Annotated in this window: 15 protein-coding genes; 12 read left to right on the forward strand and 3 right to left on the reverse strand. The window is 43.6% G+C overall.

Translation table 11 applies throughout. From position 1 onward, the window contains the following. Positions 1-9: 9 nt before the first annotated feature. Positions 10-1,158, forward strand: a complete 1,149-nt coding sequence (dgoD, locus tag AC58VC_RS17410; RefSeq protein WP_497370025.1) for a galactonate dehydratase — start codon at positions 10-12, stop codon at positions 1,156-1,158. A 516-nt stretch (positions 1,159-1,674) separates the two neighbouring features. On the opposite strand, the gene AC58VC_RS17415 is transcribed toward dgoD, so the two are convergent. Continuing rightward, positions 1,675-2,340, reverse strand: a complete 666-nt coding sequence (locus AC58VC_RS17415) for an MgtC/SapB family protein (protein ID WP_497370026.1) — start codon at positions 2,338-2,340, stop codon at positions 1,675-1,677. Between the two features lie 194 nt (positions 2,341-2,534). Here AC58VC_RS17415 and AC58VC_RS17420 point away from each other — a divergent pair, with 194 nt between their 5' ends. The 10 genes from AC58VC_RS17420 (at position 2,535) to AC58VC_RS17465 (ending at position 11,875) form a co-directional block, all read left to right on the forward strand. Next, entirely contained in the window at positions 2,535-3,092 is a 558-nt protein-coding gene (locus AC58VC_RS17420) for a helix-turn-helix domain-containing protein (RefSeq protein WP_497370027.1), read from the forward strand. A 299-nt stretch (positions 3,093-3,391) separates the two neighbouring features. Further along, positions 3,392-4,372, forward strand: a complete 981-nt coding sequence (locus AC58VC_RS17425; RefSeq protein WP_497370028.1) for a Gfo/Idh/MocA family protein — start codon at positions 3,392-3,394, stop codon at positions 4,370-4,372. 5 nt (positions 4,373-4,377) lie between these two features. Beyond that, positions 4,378-5,340 carry an ABC transporter permease gene (locus AC58VC_RS17430; protein ID WP_497370030.1) on the forward strand — a complete coding sequence of 321 codons (963 nt, stop codon included), beginning with the start codon at positions 4,378-4,380 and terminating at the stop codon, positions 5,338-5,340. After that, positions 5,340-6,221, forward strand: coding sequence for a carbohydrate ABC transporter permease (locus tag AC58VC_RS17435; RefSeq protein ID WP_497370032.1), 882 nt, complete (start codon positions 5,340-5,342; stop codon positions 6,219-6,221). The genes AC58VC_RS17430 and AC58VC_RS17435 overlap by 1 nt, the downstream gene beginning before the upstream one ends. A 32-nt stretch (positions 6,222-6,253) precedes the next feature. Continuing rightward, entirely contained in the window at positions 6,254-7,762 is a 1,509-nt protein-coding gene (locus tag AC58VC_RS17440; RefSeq protein WP_497370033.1) for an extracellular solute-binding protein, read from the forward strand. A 23-nt stretch (positions 7,763-7,785) separates the two neighbouring features. After that, positions 7,786-8,148 (forward strand): cupin domain-containing protein, encoded by a 363-nt coding sequence (locus AC58VC_RS17445; RefSeq protein ID WP_497370035.1) that lies wholly within the window; start codon positions 7,786-7,788, stop codon positions 8,146-8,148. A gap of 84 nt (positions 8,149-8,232) precedes the next feature. Beyond that, positions 8,233-8,994, forward strand: a complete 762-nt coding sequence (locus AC58VC_RS17450; RefSeq protein ID WP_497370037.1) for a sulfite exporter TauE/SafE family protein — start codon at positions 8,233-8,235, stop codon at positions 8,992-8,994. A 32-nt stretch (positions 8,995-9,026) separates the two neighbouring features. Then, a complete protein-coding gene (locus AC58VC_RS17455; protein ID WP_497370038.1) occupies positions 9,027-9,779 on the forward strand; it encodes a sugar phosphate isomerase/epimerase family protein in 753 nt (250 codons plus the stop codon). Positions 9,780-9,807: 28 nt separating this feature from the next. Further along, positions 9,808-11,037: a Tm-1-like ATP-binding domain-containing protein gene (locus AC58VC_RS17460; RefSeq protein ID WP_497370039.1), complete on the forward strand. Its 1,230-nt coding sequence runs from the start codon at positions 9,808-9,810 to the stop codon at positions 11,035-11,037. 7 nt (positions 11,038-11,044) lie between these two features. Beyond that, complete coding sequence (locus tag AC58VC_RS17465) at positions 11,045-11,875, forward strand: phosphoenolpyruvate hydrolase family protein (RefSeq protein ID WP_497370040.1); 831 nt, start codon at positions 11,045-11,047, stop codon at positions 11,873-11,875. An 85-nt stretch (positions 11,876-11,960) separates the two neighbouring features. Here the strand turns inward: AC58VC_RS17465 and AC58VC_RS17470 are convergent, their stop codons facing one another. Then, positions 11,961-12,818 carry a sugar phosphate isomerase/epimerase family protein gene (locus tag AC58VC_RS17470; protein ID WP_497370041.1) on the reverse strand — a complete coding sequence of 286 codons (858 nt, stop codon included), beginning with the start codon at positions 12,816-12,818 and terminating at the stop codon, positions 11,961-11,963. A 115-nt stretch (positions 12,819-12,933) separates the two neighbouring features. Here AC58VC_RS17470 and AC58VC_RS17475 point away from each other — a divergent pair, with 115 nt between their 5' ends. After that, complete coding sequence (locus tag AC58VC_RS17475; RefSeq protein WP_497370042.1) at positions 12,934-13,974, forward strand: LacI family DNA-binding transcriptional regulator; 1,041 nt, start codon at positions 12,934-12,936, stop codon at positions 13,972-13,974. Here the strand turns inward: AC58VC_RS17475 and AC58VC_RS17480 are convergent. After that, positions 13,971-14,825, reverse strand: a complete 855-nt coding sequence (locus AC58VC_RS17480; protein ID WP_497370044.1) for a 3-keto-disaccharide hydrolase — start codon at positions 14,823-14,825, stop codon at positions 13,971-13,973. The genes AC58VC_RS17475 and AC58VC_RS17480 overlap by 4 nt on opposite strands. Positions 14,826-15,020 lie beyond the last annotated feature (195 nt).

Raw genomic sequence — 15,020 nt, forward strand, 5'->3', positions numbered from 1 at the left:
ATATGATTTATGAAAATTACTGGCTATGAACTATTCAAAGTACCTCCGAGGTGGCTATTCCTTAAATTGGAAACCGATGAAGGCCTTGTAGGCTGGGGTGAGCCTGTAATTGAAGGCAAGGCAGCCACGGTGGAAACGGCTGTTCACGAAATGATGACTTATATCATTGGTAAAGATGCGCTTCGTATCGAAGATCATTGGCAAACGATGTATCGCGCAGGTTTCTATCGCGGGGGTCCGATTCTGATGAGCGCGATTGCTGGCATCGATCAGGCGTTGTGGGATCTTAAAGGCAAATATTATAATGCCCCTGTCTATCAATTATTAGGGGGCGCTTGTCGGGATTCGATCCGTGTCTATTCCTGGATTGGCGGAGACCGCCCAAGTGATGTCGGTCAAGCAGCCAAATCAATTGTTGACGCAGGATTTACGGCTGTCAAAATGAATGGGACAGAGGAACTCCAGTATATTGATTCCTATGAGAAGATTGATCAAGTTTTGGAACGTGTTGCTGCAATTCGCGAATCTGTTGGTAAATATGTAGGTATTGGCGTTGATTTTCATGGTCGCGTTCATAAACCAATGGCGAAGATTCTCGCTAAGGAGCTTGAACCTTTCAAACTGATGTTTATCGAAGAGCCAGTTTTATCTGAAAACAACGAGGCACTACGCGAAATTGCGCGACATACGAATATACCTATCGCAACTGGCGAGAGAATGTTCTCTCGTTGGGATTTCAAGTCGCTGCTGGCGGATGGATACGTGGATATTATCCAACCCGATCTCTCGCATGCCGGTGGGATTACAGAGTGTAAGAAAATTGCTTCGATGGCGGAGGCTTATGATGTTGCCCTGGCACCGCATTGCCCGCTTGGACCTATTGCGCTTGCGGCATGTCTTCAGGTGGACGCAACAGCACATAACGCGTTCATACAGGAGCAAAGTCTAGGTATTCACTATAATCAAGGCAGTGATCTGCTGGATTATATCGTTGATGGTTCTGTATTTGCGTACAAGGATGGATTCGTCCAAATCCCTCAAGGACCTGGTTTAGGTATTGAAGTGAACGAAGCGCATGTCAGGAAGATGGCGGCCATTGGGCATCAATGGCAGAATCCTGTATGGCGGCATAAAGATGGCAGTATCGCAGAGTGGTAGGCGAATTTACATATTGGATTTGATTTGATTTGAGCCTTCAGGGCTGTTATGCAAAGGACCGGGACCCCGAGGGGGTTCCGGTTTCTTATTTCTATATAAGAATTTATATGTTTTTAGTTTGGGGTAAGCGAAGCTTACCCCTTTTTGTGATTTTGGTAATATGTAGATATGGACGATATAATGAAAAATTTTCGGCAGCTTTAGGGAACTACGCACCGTTATTTCAATAAAAACCCGTATAATTCATGTTTAGGGGGATCTACGTTCCGCTATTTTGCCAATTTTACCTGAAAACGTGCCGATTAAGGACAAATAAGAGCCTGTAGTTCCGCTTAGAGAGGAAATTGCTTATTTTATTTCAAATAGTGGACTGTAGTTCCCCTGAGTAAAGCCTATGTCGGAATTCCGCTGGGCTTTGGGAGTTTTCATATGAAAATTAGGGTGGATCACAGGAACGTCAGGAAACCTGACGTTTTTCTCATATATTATGGTGAAGTGGCCACAAGAATCCAGTAATTACTGAACCTCAACTGCATTAACGAAGGGGATGTTGTGAAATAGGGATAGAATTTGTTCGAAGTCTAAATCCGCAGGTAGCTTAAGCGTAAGGTCCAAAAGAATTTCTGAGGTTCCCCTCAGTTTCTCACTTTGAAAATTTATGATCCGGATATCTTTTTCTTTAAGTGTTTTTTGCATGTTCTCTAAAGAATCTGCTTCGTCAATTATACGTATAATTAAATGTTCTGATTTAGGTGTAGTTAGCCAAGAGAAACGTCTGTGTAACAAAATTTGAGCCACAAGAATTAGAACCGTAACACCTATACCCAAAACATATAACCCAGACCCGATAGCCATTCCAATGCCTGCCGTTGTCCAGATCCCTGCTGCTGTAGTGAGACCTTTTACCGTATGGCGTTGCATAAAGATCATACCTGCCCCTAAAAACCCTACACCACTTACAACCTGGGCTGCTATTCTTGATGGATCAAGTGCTATGCCAGTTTGTCCTAGTTCATCATAAAAGCCATATTTGGAAACTAGTATCATCAAAGAAGCACCAATAGCAACAACAAAATGAGTTCTAATGCCAGCTTCTTTCATTCTGTTTTTACGTTCATATCCAATAAATAGTCCGCAAATGCCGGCAATAATTACTTGAAGTAAATATTCAAATCCCATCATTAAATTTCCATCCTTTTCAAGTTATTGGAAGCGCTTTATCGGCAATTTTACTCCAATGAGTGAAAAAGATCAATTTCTTTGGAAAGAATCTATGGATGGATGCTAAGTTTACTTAGACATTTGCATGTTGACTGAAGTGATAAGTTTCGTTAAACTAAACTTAGTTGAATGACATTAAAATAGGGGACAACCATATGATGGATCTAGGGAATAAAATCAAAAAGCTCAGGATCGAACAGAATCGAAACTTAATGGATATTGCCAATGTTTGTGGGTTCTCAAAAAGTTTATTATCGAAAATAGAGAACGGGAAAACGATCCCTCCCATATCGACATTAATTAAAATCGCTGACGCGTTAGGCACAAAAGTATCAATTCTATTGGATGATGAGCAACAAGCGGGAACGATTTATACGAAAAAAGAAACATGCGAAGCGAGAATGACGAAGACGGATAAAGGGTATTCGTTTTTTGCTTTCGCCGTTGAACGTGGAGAAAAGCTGATGCAGCCGTTTTTATTCATAACCCGGAAAGAAGAAAACGACAGCAAGAATGAATACAGCCATAATGGTGAAGAATTTATATACATTCTGGAAGGCGAAATGCGGTACAAAGTGGGCAATATGGCGTATACACTGAAGCCGGGAGATAGTCTTTACTTCGATTCCATTGAGAAACATTCGTTAATGGCAATCACAGATGAAGTGAAATATGTAGCTGTGTTTACACAGTCGAAGCAAAGTGATACCTAAATAAAAAGATAGGTCCCAATAAGTTGGGAGAAAACGGACTATGTATTCTACTTTAGAGTATGTGGTCTTTCTTTATGTAGATGTGATTGGGAAATTTTGAAAAAACTAAAAGAAAGCGATTGCATTAATTTATACGGTAAGGTATACTGAATTTGTTCAACTAAGTTGAATTATATACAATTAAAGTGAGTTTAAATCAACTTTATTTAACTGGAAGCCGTGTTGTTTCCCCAAAAGAAGTGGTTGGAAGGTTTGGTCATTTATTGTTGTTCAATTCCAAATTAGGAGGTTGAAGAGTAATGAAAAAGTACAAAGTTGGTATTGTTGGCGCTGGTGGAGTGACTGAGTTGCATTTTGTGGGGTATAAAGATCATCCTGAACGAATCGAGGTAACAGCACTTTGTGATCCGAATCCCGAGGCTTTACATGCCAAAGCTGATAAGTATGGGGTTCCTCAGCGATTTACTGATTTAAACGACTTTATCCAAAAAAGTGGTGTTGATGCCGTTATTGTGTGTACACCTACTTCCATCCGCAAAGAAATTCTATTTCCAATTATTGAAGCAGGGCTCCCCATTTTCTGTGAAAAACCTTTTTCTGATACTTTGGCTGAAGCAAAAGAAATTACAGAGAAAGCGAAGAAGCATGGCGTACCGATTTCGATTAACCAAAATTTCCGGCGCCATTTCCCTTTTGAGCTGGTAAAAGGGATTGTTGCCGAGGATAGGATTGGTAAAGTAACGTCCATTTTGTTTACCAATCTCATGTTCAGGCAGGACGCAGGCTGGAGATTGGAAGAAAACCGTCATGCCTTATCTGTTATGGGAATTCACTGGTTCGACGGATTCCGGTTAATTCTTGGCTCTGAAGCGAAGTCAGTTGTTGCCCAGAACCGTTCCTCCTCCGCAATAGATTGTGTCGGGGAAACCGATGGTACGGTTCAAGTTGTATTCGAGAACGACACAGTCGTGACTTACGTCCAAAGTTTCTCTAGTGCAATAGGCAGAACGGAAATGATCGTTATTGGAGAGAGAGGGACGATCATTGCATCTGACGGAAAAGTTAATTTGTATCGTCCACGTGAAAAAACGCCTGAACAAACATGGGAAAACAACGTATCGAGAGAAACTGCCACTTTCGAAGGAATTAATCATCTGTTTACGTCCATTGAGACTGGCGCGGAAGCACCGAATAGTTCTCAAGATAATTTGAAAACGGTTTCGCTTCTGGATGCTGCCTATGTATCCGCTGAAGAACAGCGCATCGTTCATTTAAAGTAATGAATATGACTACACAATCCTCCTCTTTGCAAACATCCGTTGGTGTGGATACCAAAAAGAAATCACGGCCTTATATGTTAGATATTAAACGCGATAGATACCTTTATCTATTGGTTTTACCTGGTGTGCTCTTCTTTATTATTTTCAAATACCTTCCCATGTGGGGGATCGTTATTGCTTTTCAAGACTATTCGCCATATGCGGGTGTTTGGAAGAGTGAGTGGGTAGGATTAGAACACTTTGTAAGGTTTTTCTCCAATCCTGATTTCTATCTTCTCTTTCGAAATACGATGGTCATTAGCTTATTAAATTTGCTATTTTTCTTTCCTCTGCCAATTGTACTGTCATTGTTGCTGAACGAGGTGAACAATCAATTTTTCAAAAGAATCATTCAATCGATCGTATACCTGCCGCATTTCCTGTCCTGGGTCATTATTGTAGGAATTTCTTTTCTGCTCTTGTCTCAGTCGAACGGCATCGTCAACATGATGATAGAATCCTTGGGTTTTCACAAATATGATTTTCTGACAAATACGGATACATTCTGGGGAATGCTCGTTGCACAGAACATCTGGAAAGAAACGGGTTGGGGAACCATTATCATTTTGGCAGCGATTACAGGAGTGGATACGCAGCTATACGAAGCTGCCAAAATAGACGGTGCTAACAGATGGCTGCAAGCCTGGCATGTAACACTACCGGGAATCCGAAGTGTCATTCTCGTTCTACTCATCTTAAGACTCGGACATATTATGGACGTTGGATTCGAGCAAGTATTCCTGATGAATAACGGAGCCGTCGCCAAGTATGCGGATGTTTTTGAAACGTATGTATATCGTAACGGCATCCAGAGCGGACAATTCAGTTACAGTACGGCCGTTGGCTTATTCAAATCAGTGGTAGGTCTTGCGCTCGTTGTCTTGGCAAACAAGATGGCCAAACGGATTGGTGAGGAAGGTGTCTATTGATGAAAGTAAGCTTGGGAGGCCGATTGTTTAATGGCTTGAATACGATCTTACTAGTTGTAATTGGACTCGTTACCTTATTTCCTCTGTATTATGTGTTTGTCATTTCTTTCACCGAACCTCATGAATACTTGATGAAAAACGGTTTCGTCTTGTTTCCCCAGAACTGGTCGCTTGTATCATACAGATATTTATTAAATACGGATGCCTTTAAAGACGCAATGTTGAACAGCACCTTTCTCGCAACCGTCGGAACCGGTTTAAGTTTAATCTGTACAGCTGCAATGGCGTTTGGGATGTCCCGGAAGAGACTAAGAGGCAGAAAAATAATGATGATGATGGTTTTATTGACCATCTTGTTCAATCCCGGCATTATTCCAAACTATATGGTTGTCCGTGATTTTGGCTTAATCAATAGCATTTGGTCGCTTATTATTCCAGTGCTGGTTAGCGGATGGAATGTCATTCTGATGAAAAGCTTTTTTGACAGTATTCCAGCGGAGCTGGAAGATGCGGCTATGATTGACGGCTGCACGGACCTGGGGACATTTTTTCGTATTGTGCTTCCTCTTTCGGCCCCGGCCTTGGCTGCTTTCGGCTTGTTCTATGCAGTGGGTTACTGGAATACGTTCTTCAATGCTATTTTGTATATCAATGATTTTACAAAAGTACCTTTGCAAGTTGTGCTTAGGAACATGTTAATTGAATCGGATACAACGACAGGTGGGGCTGCGGCAGTAGAAATGATGTCCGAGAATCAACTTCCGACCCAAACGCTTAAGATGGCGGCAGTTGTTATTGCAACGGTTCCTATTTTGGCCGTATATCCGTTTCTACAAAAGCATTTTGCCAAAGGTGTCATGCTAGGTTCAGTCAAGGGCTAACCCAAGTTCATATTTATTAAGGGGGTTTAGGCATGAGGAAAGCTCAGAAAAAGAGTGCTCTTATCGCTATGTTATCCATTTTCGCGGTATTGACGGCAGCATGTTCTGACAATAATCCAGCAGGTACGAGTCCGGGGGAAGCCAAGGTTGAGTCTGCGCCTGTGCCTCTCAATATTTTTGCGAATTTCTCTATTACTCAGCCACCAGGGACAGATAATCCAGTTTTAAAAGAGTTCGAAAAGAAGACGAATACAAAACTTAACATTACATGGGTTTCAGATCCGGTATTTGATGACAAGTTAAACGTACTGTTGGCCTCAGGCGCCCTTCCGGACGCGATCAGACTTCCAGATTCGACCGTTCCTCAGTTCCAAACGATGGTTAAACAAGGTGCATTCTGGGACTTAACGCCATATCTGAAGGATTACAAGAATTTATTGGATTCCCCTAAGGCGATTTGGGACAATACAAAAATTGGCAGCAAAAATTATGTAGTGCCAATTGTGCGTCCCCTGGAGGGTGGGACTACCTTTTATATTCGCCGGGATTGGTTGGATAAACTCGGATTAAAGATGCCTACCACCTTAGATGAGTTGTACAACACAATGAAGGTTTTTAAAGAGAAGGATCCTGATGGAACGAATAACCCCGTTGGCTATACCATGCGCACAAATGATCAAATCGAATTTATTTTTGCAGGAGCCAGCAGCAAATGGAAACCTGTGAATGGAAACCTCGTTGACATTACATTAGAGCCCGAGATGAGAGAAGCGCTGCTTTATAAGAAAAAGCTGTATGACGAAAAGCTGATTCCGGCGGATTTCGCCGTAATGAAAAGTAATGATATTACGGATTTGGCGACAAGCGGCAAATCCGGCATAACAACGGAAACGATCGAGGCCATGTGGCGCTGGCAATTCGATCAATGGAAGAGAAATCCGAAGGTGAATTGGGAACCTATCGTTTCGTTAGAAGCGAATAAAGGACCCTTCCAACAGCAAAATAGTGGATTTATCGGTGTTTATGCGATTCCAAAGAGTGTTCCGGAAGCGAAAATGCGAAAAATTTTATCGCTTCTTGATTTCGGTGCTTCCGATGAAGGGCATATTCTATCCAATTATGGCATTGAAGGTACACACTTTAAAAAAGAAGACGGATTTTATGTAACGAATGAACAAGCGGTTAAAGATAGCCTAGGTCCCGGAGCAATGGGCAAGCTGTTTATGAAGCATGACCCCTATATGTATGCCTATGCACCGGGCATGCCGAAGGAAATATTCGAAAGGAACAAAAAAATTATCGATGCCAAAGCGAAAATCAGCACACCAAGAGTTGAGATCGGTTTGTACTCCGAATCGAATACAAAGCTCGGAGCCGATTATACCAAGAAGATTAATGACATGAAGACACAGGTTGTTATGGGCAAGGTAAGTATAGATGACTGGGATAAATTTGTTGCAGGTCTAAAGGCAGATGCCAACTATCAGAAGATTATACAGGAAATGAATGCAAGCTATAAAGAGCGGATGGCAGCTAAGTAAACCAACCAAAGGAGAATGAGCGAATGGCTACTATAACAGATTTGAGAAAACAGGATGAATCACGTGTATTGAACGAAAGTTGGGGTAAAATTCAGTGGCTTTGCGGCCAGGAGATTGATCCAGCGAGCGAAATGACCTTCGGCATGGTCTATATTCATGCTGGGGACTCCAATCCAAGACACGTACACCCTAATTGTGAAGAAGTCATTTTCATTCTTTCCGGAGAGTGCGATCATACACTTGGTGATGAAACCTTTCATTTGGAGCCTGGCATGATGCTGCGTATCCCACGTAATGTACCTCATAATGCAACAACCACAAGTTGGGAGCCGTGCCGCATGATTATTGCCTATTCGGCTCCTGACCGCCAGACGATAGGGGAATAACCAACAATCACTTGATCCGGAGGGCATAAAGAAACCCCTCCGGCTATTCTTGTACGAAATAATTCCTTCTAATGGAGTAAAACAATGTTTGAACTGAGCTATCTGCAAATCATTATTCTCATTTGCGTCGGTATATTTGTCGGATTCGCCAAAACAGGTATTTCAACGATGGGCATCTTCAATGCGATGTTAATGACGATCATTTTTCCGGCTAAAATGTCTGTGGGTATTTTACTCCCGATGCTGATTATTGGTGACTTAATAGCAGTTGCCTACTACCGCAAAAAGGTCATATGGAAACACTTGATAAACCTGATGCCTTGGGCGCTTATTGGAGTTATAGGTGGTTATTTCGTATTACTAAAGGTTGATAATGATCAATTGAAGCTTCTCTTGGGTACGCTTATATGCGGATTAATCCTTCTTCAAGTCCTAAGGGACAGCATGGGCACAAGGTTTGATTCCAAATATACTTCTTCCATATGGTTCATTGCATCAATGGGTATACTTGCTGGCTTTGCAACGACGATTGGCAATGTTTCCGGCGCTATCATAGCCATCTACTTATTTGCTAAACAAGTACCTAAACAAGAATTTATAGGCACAGGTGCATGGTTTTTTCTACTCGTGAACCTCGTGAAAGTACCCTTTTTCATCCATCTGGGAATGATAAAGTCCGATTCTCTCCTGATTCATATTTGGACCCTTCCTTTAATTGCAATTGGAGCCTATGTTGGTATCAAGCTGCTGCCTTTAATTCCGCAGGTTTATTTTCAGCGGCTTGTTCTTTTACTTGGAGCCCTTGGGGCACTAAAGCTGCTCGTAGAAGGCATAATGATCAATTGAACTGATGAGACATGACCAAAAGGAGAATAGATATGACGATAAAATTAGCATTTTCAAGACCTACCTCCACGACGGAGGAACAGACGTTACTTTTTGAACGGTATAGAGCGGTTGGCTATGATGGGCTTCAATTAAAGGAATCACAATATGCGCCTTTTCTAACCAATCCGGAAAAATTCATAGAAGCTTGGGGTGATTTTCCAGGCATTGGTTCAGCATTAATAACAGGCGGAAATTTGAATGATGCCAGTACAGAGAAGCTGCGTCATGTGTTTCGTTTCGCTTCGGCAATCGGTACGGAACGTATTGTATACTGCCATGGGATTCCTAGAGAGAGTGTGACCCCAGATGACATTCGTAGATATGCGGACGTGTTATCGGATTTGGGACTTGAAGCACAGCAGGAGGGGCTGAAGCTTTCCCTTCACCATCATTTTAATAATCCCGTTATGCATCGTGATGATTTTGACATCTTTTTTAATCAAATTAAGGAAAATTCCATTGGTCTTACTGTGGATACTGCTCATTTGGTGAAATCAGGCATTACAGATGCGGCAGAAATCATACGCAGCTTTGGACACGTCATCGATAACTTTCATCTTAAGGATTTTGATCAAGGTGAATGGAGAGTGCTCGGTCAAGGCTCAATTGATTTTGGAGACATTTTCGAAGCTATTCGTGAAATTCGCTATACAGGATGGATTTCTGCAGATGAGGAAAGCGGCGGCAACGTGATTGAGGGCATGAAGGACTGCTACGCTTTTATGAAAAATGGATTGAACTGAAAATCAGGTCCTGGAGGTGCTGGTAACGATGACTAAAAAGGCAGTTCTAATCGGAGCCTTGGATACGAAAGGTCAGGAGTTTCTATATGTAAAAGAAAAAGTGGAAGCTTGCGGGGTGGAAACGTTCATTGTAGATACGGGTGTACTCGGCAATCCGTTATTTCAACCCGATGTATCCGCCGATGAGGTTGCAAGAGCTGGCGGCTCGAGCATTGAGGAATTGCGAAGTACTCAAGATAGAGGAACTGCTGTAGCTGTTATGACTCGGGGTGCTGCTGAAATCGTTATCGGTCTCCAGAAGCAGGGGATTGTAGGCGCAGCCTTTGGAATGGGGGGGACGGCAGGCACGACAGTGGCGGCAACAGCCCTACAGGAATTACCCATTGGGGTTCCTAAACTAATGGTATCCACAGTTGCCTCGGGTAATACGAAGCCCTATATAGGCGTCAAAGATGTTACGATGATGTACTCCGTCGTCGATATAGCCGGGATTAATCAGTTATCCCGTCGAATACTGAGCAATGCAGCTCATGCGTTGGCCGGCATGATCGCATTCATGGAGACGGAACCGGAATCAGTGGAAGATAAAGTTACGCTCGGCATTACGATGTTCGGCGTGACGACCCCATGCGCGACACGTGTAAGAGAAATCCTGGAGAAAAATGGATACGATCTGCTTGTATTCCATGCTACTGGAACTGGTGGATTAGCGATGGAGGAGTTAATTAAGGCGGGTTATATCAAAGGCGTTGCGGATATTACGACCACGGAGTTGGCAGATCATTTGGTTGGCGGGATATTCGATGCTGGGCCGAACCGTCTGGAAGCAGCGGGAAGATCAGGTATTCCGCAGGTTGTTTCGGTAGGAGCCCTTGATATGGTCAATTTCGGTCCACCGGAGACCGTACCGACACAATTCAAGGAGCGAAGCTTTTACCAGCATAATCCAACAACGACATTGATGAGAACAACCGTATCTGAGAACAGAGAATTGGGCCGAGTATTAGCCACTAAACTGAACGCGGGCACGGCTCCAACCATTGTCGTATTCCCTAAGTCTGGTGTCTCATTGCTAGATATGGATAATAAACCTTTTTATGGCAAGGAAGAGCGTCAAGCTTTGTATGAAGGAATTAAACAGCATCTCAGATCGAATATTCCAATGATTGATATGGAGGAAGATATTAACGATCCGGCAGTAGCAGATGTAATTGCGGAGAGCTTGCTTAAGCTATTAGAACTGAATAAGAGAGGGTAAGAAGACCATGGCGATACAAAGACAGGAAATATTAAATAGATTGCGGTCGCAAGTAGAGCAGGGGCGTTTCATTGTAGGGGCTGGAGCAGGAACGGGGTTATCGGCGAAGTGTGCGGAAGAGGGTGGCGTCGATCTGATTATTATTTATAATTCTGGACGTTATCGGATGGCTGGTAGGGGATCATTAGCAGGATTAATGCCATATGGAGATGCCAATCAAATTGTTATGGATATGGGCGGTGAGGTTTTACCTATTGTGAAAGATACGCCGGTATTGGCAGGGGTATGCGGTACAGATCCCTTCCGTTTGATGGATGTATATCTGAGGCAGCTGAAAGAAATGGGTTTCTCAGGTGTGCAAAACTTTCCTACTGTAGGCTTGATAGACGGAACCTTCAGGCAAAACCTGGAGGAAACGGGGATGGGCTATCATCTGGAGGTTGAGATGATTCGTAAAGCTCATGAATTGGGTTTATTGACAACTCCTTATGTTTTCAATGAGGACGATGCGATTCAAATGGCGAAGGCAGGAGCGGATGTGCTTGTGGCACATGTTGGTCTAACTACGAAGGGGAGCATTGGAGCAAAGACCGCGCTTTCGCTTGATGAATCAGCGGACCTTGTCCAACGTATATATGATGCCGGTAAGTCTATCAATCCGGATATTTTGGTCATATGTCACGGTGGACCGATCTCTGAACCTAAGGATGTTGAGTATGTGCTCGGTAAAACCAACGGGATAGCCGGCTTCTTCGGAGCCTCCAGTGTGGAACGCTTGCCTACCGAGATTGCCATTACCGAGCAGGTAAAAAGGTTTAAGAGCTTAAGCAAGTCATGATTGCATACAATTGAGAAAAAATTTGCTTGCTAATATTGGGCTGTTCCCGATTGGGGACAGCCCTTAATTTATTTAGGTGATATTTCTACATAGGAATTTTGAGCTCCGAGGCAATTCTGGCGATGTACCCACTAGCTTCGCGATAGGCTTCATTGCTCGAAAGATGTTCAATAATGAGCGTAGTATCGGGATGAAGCTTGTTAAGTTCTGTGAGGAAGGTCCGATAATCCAGATAACCCTGACCAGGTATCACCTCATCCAAATGGACGGTTAACTTGCCTCTCAGAAGAATATCTTTGGCATGGCAGTTTCGAATATAGGGTCCGAGTTTCGCGAAAAAATCTCGTATCATGTCGCCATTGCGATAATAAACACGGGGACTGGTGATGATGTTCACAGGATCGAAGTGTACGCCAAAACCTTGACGGTCTATAGCCTCGACTAAAGAAAGGTAAGAATCTGCGGAATCCGGGAAAATCCAAGGCATCATCTCTAATGCAAAAACGGTACGCTTAGGCTTAACAGCGTCTATGATTTCGCGGGTTGTCTCCACAATCAACTCAAAAGTATCGTCACTAAAATTGTCGGGATCCGGCCCGTCCCATTGCTCCCCTCGGGAACCAGCTATATTGACGCAGCATTGTGCTCCGATCCGTTCTGCAAGCTCCAGCCTTTTGATGCAGTAGGCGATGGCTTTCCGTCTCGTTTCTTCATTCCGACTGATTGGATTGCTCCAGGCGCCGACTTCGGAGATGAGGATGTCATATCGCTCGGCGAGTGTCAGATAATCGTCAAGCTCACTGATATCCTCCTCACCATGAATCGGGCAAGTTGTTGCGCGAAAGCCAGCTTCCTTGAGGGCAAGCGCCCAATTCTCCGGGTTCTTCTCATTAAGAAATACTTGACCGCCAAGACGCATCGGTATCCCATCCTTTGTAAACATATAATTTATTATACCGCGATGTTAAAGCTAATCATGTGATAAAAAACATTGACAACGATTTCTAGGCATGTGTATGATGTGCGTAAACACGCGTTCACGAAAGAGGATGAGCAACATGAAAAAAACAGATATCAATAGCACAGAGATTGCTCGGCTTGCCGGGGTTTCCAGGAGCACGGTAAGCAGGGTCATCAACAATTATTCCAATGTACCTGCTGAAACGCGCGAGAAAGTACTGAAAGTGATCCAACAATACAATTATTTCCCTAATGTGTCTGCTCAGGTCCTTGCGGGGAAGCGAGCACGTACAATTGGTCTGTTTCTCATTGAGCAAGGGAATGTATCCGGCGATATGCTAACAAATATGCTCATCGTTAGTGTTATAGAACATGCTTCCGAGCACGGCTATTATGTGCTTACACACATTATTCGTGATGCCAAGGATACTGAAATGATCAAAAATGTAAAAGAGATCTTCTTTCAGCGTAGAATCGATGGAGGCATCTTTATCGGCGCCGCCATTCATGAGCCGTTCATTGAAGAACTGATCGATGAAGGATTTGTGATTGGCATTGTTGACCAATCGCTTTCGGAGCATCCTGAACCCAATCGGATCGTATCCAAATTTAATAATGATTCGGGCATGAAACAGGCCGTAGCGTATTTGGCAGGACTTGGCCATTCTAGCATAGGTGTCATCAATGGGAACATGAATCGTCTATCTGGCCAGACCAAATATGAGGGCTACCAAACAGCGATGCGCATGTGCGGCTTACAGGTGAATCCAAACTGGGTTCTAGATGGCGATTTTCACGAGAGCAGCGGTTATATGGCCATACAGAAACTAATCAGTCAGGAAGCAGAACTGCCAACAGCGATCATAGCAGCGAATGACAGTGTAGCATTTGGTGCAATTCGGGCGCTTAAAGAGCACAAGCTGCGCGTTCCCGAGGACCTATCCATCATTGGGTTCGATGATCATGCCTTGAGTGAAAAACATCATCCCGCCTTGACGACCATTCGTGTTGATTTTAGTGACATGTTGAAACGCATGACCTCCTATTTAATCACAAAAATTGAACAAAAGACTTCGGATATCAAAGAGATCACGGTTGATTGTAGTCTGGTCGTAAGAGAATCATGTAGAAGAATTTAAGTTTTGTTCCCCGGTCGACTAAGCTCCCAAATTCGAATATTGCGCCACCTGCAGGCAGCATGTGGTGCCCAACGTGCATCTCCCATCCTGGGATCGTTGTCATGAATTTCAAATGCGATATGTCCTTTCGAGCCAAGTAGTTCCCGGACCTTTGCTGCATCATATAAGGGGTGCTTTAGATTTTCTGTATCCATTTCAGATATTTTCATGCCGTTAATATGGACGGTGATTCGCGGAGACTGCCCTTCAACACGAATCTTGAATTCATTCCAATCGTTCCATTTCCATATGGACAGGAACTGCTCCCCATCCGCCGCATAATCAAGTAGTGCGGGTTTGTCGGGTGTAAGAGGTTCAATGGTTGTCGAGGGGTCTTCCAGTCGCAGCCCTACGGGATTTCCATGTTCATCGTATTTCGCATCAAGGGTGAAAGAAATGCCATGGAAGCCACCGATCCCATTGCCATAAATACCACCTATATTACCCGAGCGGCGGTGATCCAGAAGGATTTGGAATCCTTGAGAACCAAGGGCTGAGGCACGCACCAAGATGCCGGTATCCGCTGGCCAATCGGGGCACGCCTCGAAGATCAATTCAAAATCCCCGTAAACCCCATCGCTAAGCAGGTAGCCGCCATAACCGGATCCAGGGGGATCTTGCCGTCCTGTAATAGCGCCATCTTCAATGGTCCATTTTCCGCATGTCTGCGCTGCGTGTTGGTATTTCTCGGTGGTCGTATCAGGGCCAGGTTCGCCGGGAGCAAGAGGAACAGGCAAGCGAGGAACGAAATGCCATCCTATAAGCGTTTTCCCATCAAAGATGGGGGTGAAGCTTGCGTCGTTTTTCTGCATAATACCTCCTTGTGATCAACAATGAGTGAATAGTATTCTGTTTGGTAATTATATCATAAACGCGTGTTTAGACAATGGAGATTATGAGAGTTGTTTATTTTTATTTGGAAATGTATAGAAATTAAAGGTTGACAGCACTTTTATCGGTTGTGTATGATGAGTCCATAAACACGCATTCACAGAATGGATGCACAA

It is taken from the genome of Paenibacillus sp. J22R67 (assembly GCF_059692175.1).

Excerpts from the sequence above, each read along its gene's own strand:
- AC58VC_RS17415 (WP_497370026.1), bottom strand. The coding sequence starts at position 2,340 with ATGATGGGATTTGAATATTTACTTCAAGTAATTATTGCCGGCATTTGC.
- AC58VC_RS17445 (WP_497370035.1), top strand. The coding sequence starts at position 7,786 with ATGGCTACTATAACAGATTTGAGAAAACAGGATGAATCACGTGTATTG.
- AC58VC_RS17455 (WP_497370038.1), top strand. The coding sequence starts at position 9,027 with ATGACGATAAAATTAGCATTTTCAAGACCTACCTCCACGACGGAGGAA.
- AC58VC_RS17435 (WP_497370032.1), top strand. The coding sequence starts at position 5,340 with ATGAAAGTAAGCTTGGGAGGCCGATTGTTTAATGGCTTGAATACGATC.
- AC58VC_RS17465 (WP_497370040.1), top strand. The coding sequence starts at position 11,045 with ATGGCGATACAAAGACAGGAAATATTAAATAGATTGCGGTCGCAAGTA.
- AC58VC_RS17480 (WP_497370044.1), bottom strand. The coding sequence starts at position 14,825 with ATGCAGAAAAACGACGCAAGCTTCACCCCCATCTTTGATGGGAAAACG.
- AC58VC_RS17440 (WP_497370033.1), top strand. The coding sequence starts at position 6,254 with ATGAGGAAAGCTCAGAAAAAGAGTGCTCTTATCGCTATGTTATCCATT.
- AC58VC_RS17420 (WP_497370027.1), top strand. The coding sequence starts at position 2,535 with ATGATGGATCTAGGGAATAAAATCAAAAAGCTCAGGATCGAACAGAAT.
- AC58VC_RS17470 (WP_497370041.1), bottom strand. The coding sequence starts at position 12,818 with ATGTTTACAAAGGATGGGATACCGATGCGTCTTGGCGGTCAAGTATTT.
- AC58VC_RS17425 (WP_497370028.1), top strand. The coding sequence starts at position 3,392 with ATGAAAAAGTACAAAGTTGGTATTGTTGGCGCTGGTGGAGTGACTGAG.
- AC58VC_RS17450 (WP_497370037.1), top strand. The coding sequence starts at position 8,233 with ATGTTTGAACTGAGCTATCTGCAAATCATTATTCTCATTTGCGTCGGT.
- AC58VC_RS17430 (WP_497370030.1), top strand. The coding sequence starts at position 4,378 with ATGACTACACAATCCTCCTCTTTGCAAACATCCGTTGGTGTGGATACC.
- AC58VC_RS17460 (WP_497370039.1), top strand. The coding sequence starts at position 9,808 with ATGACTAAAAAGGCAGTTCTAATCGGAGCCTTGGATACGAAAGGTCAG.
- AC58VC_RS17475 (WP_497370042.1), top strand. The coding sequence starts at position 12,934 with ATGAAAAAAACAGATATCAATAGCACAGAGATTGCTCGGCTTGCCGGG.
- dgoD (WP_497370025.1), top strand. The coding sequence starts at position 10 with ATGAAAATTACTGGCTATGAACTATTCAAAGTACCTCCGAGGTGGCTA.